This window comes from Thalassospira sp. UBA1131, assembly GCF_002311515.1.
In the GTDB taxonomy this organism is placed as follows: domain Bacteria; phylum Pseudomonadota; class Alphaproteobacteria; order Rhodospirillales; family Thalassospiraceae; genus Thalassospira.
Genome location: NZ_DCAO01000016.1, coordinates 1,557 through 8,393 on the forward strand (window position 1 = coordinate 1,557; position 6,837 = coordinate 8,393).

Genomic DNA, 6,837 nt, shown 5'->3' on the forward strand with positions numbered 1-6,837 from the left:
CCCCGGCGGTTTTGGGCGGCATCGGCGATGATTGCCGCGACTGCCAATATTTTGATCCTCGTTGTTCCGGTTGACGGCGTTGTTGTGATCCTGTTGCGCCTGATCACAGGTGTTTGCATGGCCGGGATTTATCCGATTGGCATGAAGATGGTGGCAACCTGGTCACGCGGAGATACCGGGTTTCTGGTGGGGCTTCTGGTCGGGGCACTGACCATGGGGTCTGCCATGCCGCACCTTTTTGCGGTGGCGGTACCTTTGGACTGGCGATACGTGATCATGATCGCCAGTGTGACCGCCTATATCGCGGCGATTGCCATCCTGTTCGTGCATCTGGGCGGAACACCGGGACGTTCACCGCGCTTTGATCCGAAAATGGTTGGCAAGATCTGGTCAAACAAGCCGTTGCGCCATGCCTGTTATGGCTATTTTGGGCATATGTGGGAACTGTATGCCATGTGGGGCTGGATCGGATTGTTCCTGTATGGCGCGTTTTCCGATCGTGTGATGGATAATCCCGGTGTCTGGTCCGCACTTTCAACCTTTGCCATTGTTGGCATCGGTGCGTTCGGATCCTTGGCCGGGGGATATTACGCAGACCGGATTGGCAGAACGACCGTGACGATTGCAGCCATGATCGTTAGTGGCGCCTGTGCGTTGGTTGCCGGTGGGCTATCCGATGCCCCGATTATACTTCTTATTGTGGTCTGCATCGTTTGGGGCATCTCCGTGATCGCGGATTCCGCACAGTTCTCGTCCTGCGTCATTGAACTGGCCGACCCGCATCAGGTCGGCACGGCATTAACCCTGCAAAATGCCATCGGGTTCCTGATTGCGCTTGTTTCCATCCATCTTGTGCCGGTTATTGCCGATCAGACTGGTTGGTGGGGGGCGTTTGCCATGTTGGCTGTCGGGCCCGTTTTGGGAACGATTGCCATGGTCAGGCTGCGCATGATGCCCGAGGCGATACAGCTCGCAGGCGGTAAAAAGTAAGGTTTGCCCGCTATAATTGCGATCTTTGGTGATCGGCTTCACTTGACAGCAGGGTGTTAAAAAGCTGCGCTGTTTGGGTTTTCTTGACCATTATCAGTACTAATATTAACTTCTGGCGGAATTTTCTTGCTGTCTCGCGTTCGGGGCGATGCGGCGAATATCCAAAAATAAGGGTCTTTCATGAGTCTCACCCTCATTGTTTTGCTTCCCTTCATTGGGGCGGTCTTACCCGCCATAATGATCAGGGCCGGGCGCAATGCTTGTGCCACAGCGACCGGTTCTGTCACGCTGCTTGCCCTGATCTTGCTGATGGCAAAGGCCCCGGCGGTCATTGCCGGCGAGGTATTTCAGGTCAGTTATAGTTGGCTTCCGGAACTTGGTCTGAATGTGACCTTCTTCCTTGACGGGCTCGGGTTGCTGTTTGCGACGCTGATCCTGGGTATCGGTCTGCTGATTATCATCTATGCGCGGTTCTATCTTTCCAAGGACGACCCGATGGGCAGGTTCTATGTGTTCCTGCTTTTGTTCCAGGGGGCCATGGTCGGTATTGTTCTTTCCGATAATATCCTGCTGCTGTTGATTTTCTGGGAACTTACGTCGCTGTCATCGTTCCTGCTGATCGGGTACTGGAAACATTTGCCAGAAGGCCGTCAGGGCGCGCGCATGGCGCTTGCCGTGACCGGTGCTGGTGGTTTGGCAATGATTGCCGGGATGCTGATCCTTGGCGATATTGTCGGATCCTATGATCTGACGGTGATTTTGCAGAACGCCGATCTGATCCAGGCATCGCCGATGTATTTGCCGGCCTTGATCCTGATTTTGCTGGGTTGCTTTACCAAATCGGCACAGTTCCCGTTCCACTTCTGGCTGCCGCACGCGATGGCGGCACCGACGCCGGTTTCGGCCTATCTGCACTCGGCCACAATGGTGAAGGCGGGCATCTTCCTGATGGCACGCATGTGGCCGGTTCTGTCGGGCACGCCGGAATGGTTCTATATCGTTGCGACCGCTGGTCTGGTGACCATGGTACTGGGCGCATGGATTGCGATCTTCAAGCACGACCTTAAGGGGCTTCTGGCATACTCGACCGTCAGCCACCTTGGTCTTGTGACCATGTTGCTTGGTTTCGGGACGCCGATGGCGGCCGTTGCCGGGGTATTTCACATCATCAACCATGCGACCTTCAAGGCGGCCCTGTTTATGACGGCCGGTATCATCGACCATGAAACCGGGACCCGTGATATCCGTCGTTTTGGTGGGTTGCTCAACCTGATGCCGATTGCAGGCACCATCGGGATTATCACCGCTGCCTCTATGGCCGGGATCATTCCGCTTAATGGTTTCATTTCCAAGGAAATGATGCTTGAAGAAGCATGGCACACCATGTGGCTGGATCAGAACTGGGTGGTTCCGCTTCTGGCAACCGTCGGTGCCCTGTTCTCGGTGGCCTATTCCTTCCGGTTTATCTTCCACGTATGGCTGGGCAAGCCGCGTGATGAAAACCTGCCACATCATCCGCATGATCCGCCGTTTGGCATGTGGGCACCGCCCGCATTGCTGACGGTTCTGGTGGTTCTGATCGGCCTGTTCCCGGCAGCCATCGCCGGACCGCTGGTCGCTGCGACCGCAGGGGCCGTTATCGGTGGTGAATTGCCGGAATATCATCTGTCACTCTGGCATGGGCTTACACCGGCCCTTGGCATGAGCGTGATTGCGATTATCGGTGGATCGCTGTTGCTGATGCGCCATGGTGGCCTGATGTCGGCAACCGCCAACCTGTCGCGACCCGATGCCAAGGCAATGTTTGATTGCGGTATGGCCAAGGCCGTCGGGCTCAGCCGACTGGTTTCGGACAATCTGCATAACGGATCATTGCAGCGTTATCTTGCCATCACGATCATCGGTTCCATCGGGATCGGGCTTTCGGGCTTCTATGCGCAGCCGGACTTCCAGTCGGGCACGCGCGAGCTTCTTGAAGTTTCGCCGCCTGCCGCGATTGGCTGGTTGTTGCTGGTTGTGACCTGTATTGCGTCGGTCTTTATGCATCACAACCGCTTGCTGACCTTGCTTCTGGTCGGTGTGGTTGGTCTGATTGTGTCGCTTGGCTTTATCTATCTTTCGGCACCGGACCTTGCGTTGACGCAGATTTCGGTCGAGGTGGTGACAGTCATTCTGATGTTGCTTGCCCTTAACATCCTGCCCAAGGAAACGCCGAAGGAGAGCTTGCCGGGCCGCAAGATGCGCGATGGCATTGTCTCCATAGCGGCTGGTCTTGGGGTTGGTGGTGCGATCTGGGCGATCATGACCCGCGATCTGCCAAACACAATCTCGTCCTATCATCTGGCGAACTCGAAAACCGAGGGTGGTGGCACCAACGTTGTGAACGTCATCCTCGTTGACTTCCGTGGGTTTGATACCTTTGGCGAGATCATCGTTCTCGGGATTGCCGCACTTTCGATCTTTGCACTGATTGAAACCGTGACCCAGGGCGAGGCGGCCAAACGTCTGGCCAACTGGGTTGTCAGCAACCGTCGCTCGGCCGATCGTCACCCGATGATGATGGTGGTGGCAACGCGTGTGATGTTGCCGCTGTCGCTGATGGTGGGTGTTTACATCTTCCTGCGCGGTCACAATGAACCGGGCGGTGGCTTTATCGCGGGTCTGGTCGTGTCGGTTGCGCTGGTTATGCAGTATATGGCGTCGGGCTTTGGCTGGACCCAGAACCGTATGAAGGTCAATTACCATGGCATGATCGGTCTTGGTGTGATTGCCGCGGCGATTACCGGGGTATCGGCCTGGGTTGCCGGGCTGCCGTTCCTGACCAGCGGGTTCGTTCATGTTCACCTGCCGATCGTTGGCGAGTTTGAACTGGCATCGGCCATGGGCTTTGACCTTGGCGTCTTCCTGACCGTGGTCGGGGCGGTAATGCTCGCACTTGCCAAACTTTCGCAGGTCGAACGTATGGCCGAACATGTCGAAATAAATACCGAGCCGATGGACCACGATCCGTCGTTGTCGGCAGCACCGGCGGAAACGCCGGGCAAGGAGGCCTGATATGGAATTTCTTGTCGCAAGCAGTATTGGGCTTCTGACCACGTGCGGGACTTATTTGTTGCTGCGCGGGCGAACCTTCCCGGTGGTTGTTGGCTTGGCCCTGCTGTCCTATGCGGTGAACGTCTTCCTGTTCGCCATGGGACGTCTGACCATCAACATGCCGCCGATCCTGCGTGAGGGTGTCACCGAATATACCGATCCGCTGCCACAGGCACTTGTCCTGACGGCAATTGTGATTTCGTTCGGTATGACGGCACTGATCGTTGTTTTGTCGATCCGGACTTTCCTTGAAATCGGTAATGACCATGTTGACGGTCGTCCGGTTGGCGCGCCATCCGAAGCAGGAGATAAAAACTGATGGGTGACTGGATTGTTGTTCCCATAGTGCTGCCCGCCGTGATGGCCGCCCTGATTGTTCTGGCGGTGCGTCACGACATCATTTTGCAGCGCGTGTTTTCCATCACGGCAACGGTCGCCCTTGTGGCCGTCACACTTTCGCTTCTGGTTTATGCCAGTGGTAACGGCCCGGAAATGTATGCGCTGTCGGATTGGCCGGCACCGTTTGGCATTGTTCTGGTTCTTGATCGTCTTTCGGCGATGATGGTGTTCCTGACATCGCTTCTGGGTCTTGGCGTTGTTCTTTTTGCATCAAGCGAATGGGATCAGCGCGGCAAGCATTTCCATGCCCTTTTCCAGTTCCAGCTGATGGGGGTCAATGGTGCGTTCCTGACGGGTGACATCTTTAACCTGTTCGTGTTCTTCGAAGTTCTGCTGATTGCGTCCTACGGCTTGATGCTGCATGGCGCGGGGGCAGAACGCCTAAAGGCCGGGATGCAATATGTCGTCATCAACCTGACAGGGTCTTCCCTGTTCCTGATTGGTGTCGGCATGATCTATTCCGTCACCGGGACGCTGAACATGGCCGACCTTGCCATTCAGGTGACCAATGTCGCGTCGGGTGATGCGGCCCTGCTTCGTGCCGGGGCGTTGATCCTGCTTCTGGTGTTCTGTGTGAAGGCCGCACTTGTTCCGGTTCATTTCTGGTTGCCGGGCACCTATGCCAATGCACCGGCACCGGTGGCCGCCTTGTTTGCCATCATGACCAAGGTCGGGGCCTATTGTGTTCTGCGTGTCTATTCGCTGGCCTTTGGCGATACGGCCGGTGACATGGCATGGCTCGCAGCGCCTTATGTCCTGCCGGCGGCACTGGTGACCCTGGTGCTTGGTATGACCGGGGTTCTGGCGGCAAAACGCCTTAACAGTCTGATCGCCTTTTCGGTGATCGGATCGATGGGGACCTTGTTGATCGCCATCGGGCTGTTCACGCCCGAAGCGATTTCAGCCGGTCTTTATTATATGTTGCATTCGACCTTCTCGGCGGCAGCCCTGTTCCTGATTGCCGATCTTGTGGTGTCACGCCGCGGGCAGTTCGGCGATAGCTTGCATACCGCGCCGCGTTTCCATCAGACCGGCTTCCTGGCTGTTCTGTTCTTTGTCGGTGCGATCGGTATGGCCGGGATGCCGCCACTCAGTGGCTTTATCGGTAAACTTCAGATCCTTGATGCGGCACGCGACAGCGATGCGATGGTCTGGATCTGGTCGATCATTCTGGTGACGTCACTGATGTGCATCGTCGGGTTTGGTCGGGCGGGCAGTGTACTGTTCTGGAAAAGTGCCTCCGTCGATGGCGAAATCACGGTCGAAGGTGCGAAATGGCCGGTTCTTCCGATCATTGCCAGTTGCGGTATGGTCAGTGGCCTGATTGCGCTGACCATTTTTGCCGGACCGATTACCGAGTATCTGAATGGCGTTGCGGCACAGTTGTTTGATACGTCGCATTACATCGAAGCGGTGCTGGGCGCAAACGCCCTGTCATTGGTCGGTCAATAAGGGGAGAGGATAGAAAGATGATAAAACGTTATCTGCCCCATCCGCTTTTGACACTAGTACTGCTTGTTGTCTGGGTGTTCCTGGTCAATGAAGTCTCGGCCGGTGCGGTGATCTTTGGGCTTATTCTTGCGATCATCATTCCTTTGATCACGGCCAGTTTCTGGCAGGATCGACCGCGCTTGCGCAATGTCTATGGCATTTGTGAGTACGGGCTGATTGTGCTGTGGGACATTCTGGTGGCGAATGTGATCGTGGCTGGTTTGATCCTGTTTCGCAAAACCGAAAGCCTGGAATCAAAGTCGGTTGTTGTGCCGCTTGATCTGACCTCGCCAGAGGCGATCACAACGCTTGCCGGTACGATCACCATGACGCCGGGAACCGTGACGATTGATCTGAGTGCCGATGCCAAAAGCCTGCTTGTACATTGCCTGCACGCGCCCGATCCGCAGAGCGTAGTGGACGATATCAAGAACCGCTACGAACGCCGTCTGAAGGAGATTTTCGAATGATCGATTATGCACTGAATTTCGGCTTTATCTGCGTTGCGCTGGCACTTCTGATGAACCTGTATCGGTTGACCGTCGGGCCGACCACGGCTGACCGGGTTCTGGCGGTTGATACCATGGCGATCAATGCCATTGCCCTTCTGGTGCTGTACGGGATTGGCAAGGCGACCGCGATGTATTTCGAAGGGGCATTGCTGTTTGCGATGTTCGGGTTTGTTTCAACCGTGGCCTATTGCAAGTTCGTCTTGCGCGGCGACATCATCGAATAAGGGAGCGTAACGATGCCGTTTGTTGTTGAACTCATCATTTCGCTTCTGATCGTGATCGGCGGGCTGTTCTTGCTGGTTGGGTCGTTCGGAATGATCAAGTTGCGTGATCTTCTGCCGCGCCTGCATGC

At 55.9% G+C, this 6,837-nt stretch carries 7 protein-coding genes; all 7 read left to right on the forward strand.

Translation table 11 applies throughout. From position 1 onward, the window contains the following. A partial coding sequence (locus B3Z49_RS02115; protein WP_296987931.1) for an MFS transporter occupies positions 1 to 990 on the forward strand: 990 nt, incomplete at its 5' end. 180 nt (positions 991 to 1,170) lie between these two features. Further along, positions 1,171 to 4,044, forward strand: a complete 2,874-nt coding sequence (locus B3Z49_RS02120; protein ID WP_296987933.1) for a monovalent cation/H+ antiporter subunit A — start codon at positions 1,171 to 1,173, stop codon at positions 4,042 to 4,044. A gap of 1 nt (position 4,045) precedes the next feature. After that, positions 4,046 to 4,402, forward strand: coding sequence for a Na+/H+ antiporter subunit C (locus B3Z49_RS02125; RefSeq protein WP_064779809.1), 357 nt, complete (start codon positions 4,046 to 4,048; stop codon positions 4,400 to 4,402). Then, complete coding sequence (locus B3Z49_RS02130; protein ID WP_296987935.1) at positions 4,402 to 5,934, forward strand: monovalent cation/H+ antiporter subunit D; 1,533 nt, start codon at positions 4,402 to 4,404, stop codon at positions 5,932 to 5,934. Before B3Z49_RS02125 ends, B3Z49_RS02130 begins: the two co-directional genes overlap by 1 nt. 17 nt (positions 5,935 to 5,951) lie before the next feature. After that, the gene (locus B3Z49_RS02135) at positions 5,952 to 6,443 is read left to right on the forward strand and encodes a Na+/H+ antiporter subunit E (protein ID WP_064779807.1); all 492 of its coding nucleotides are present in this window, start codon (positions 5,952 to 5,954) and stop codon (positions 6,441 to 6,443) included. Continuing rightward, positions 6,440 to 6,709, forward strand: coding sequence for a K+/H+ antiporter subunit F (locus B3Z49_RS02140; RefSeq protein ID WP_063088598.1), 270 nt, complete (start codon positions 6,440 to 6,442; stop codon positions 6,707 to 6,709). The genes B3Z49_RS02135 and B3Z49_RS02140 overlap by 4 nt, the downstream gene beginning before the upstream one ends. Before the next feature lie 12 nt (positions 6,710 to 6,721). Beyond that, the coding region (locus tag B3Z49_RS22060) for a monovalent cation/H(+) antiporter subunit G (protein WP_414716237.1) at positions 6,722 to 6,837 on the forward strand (116 nt) is incomplete at its 3' end.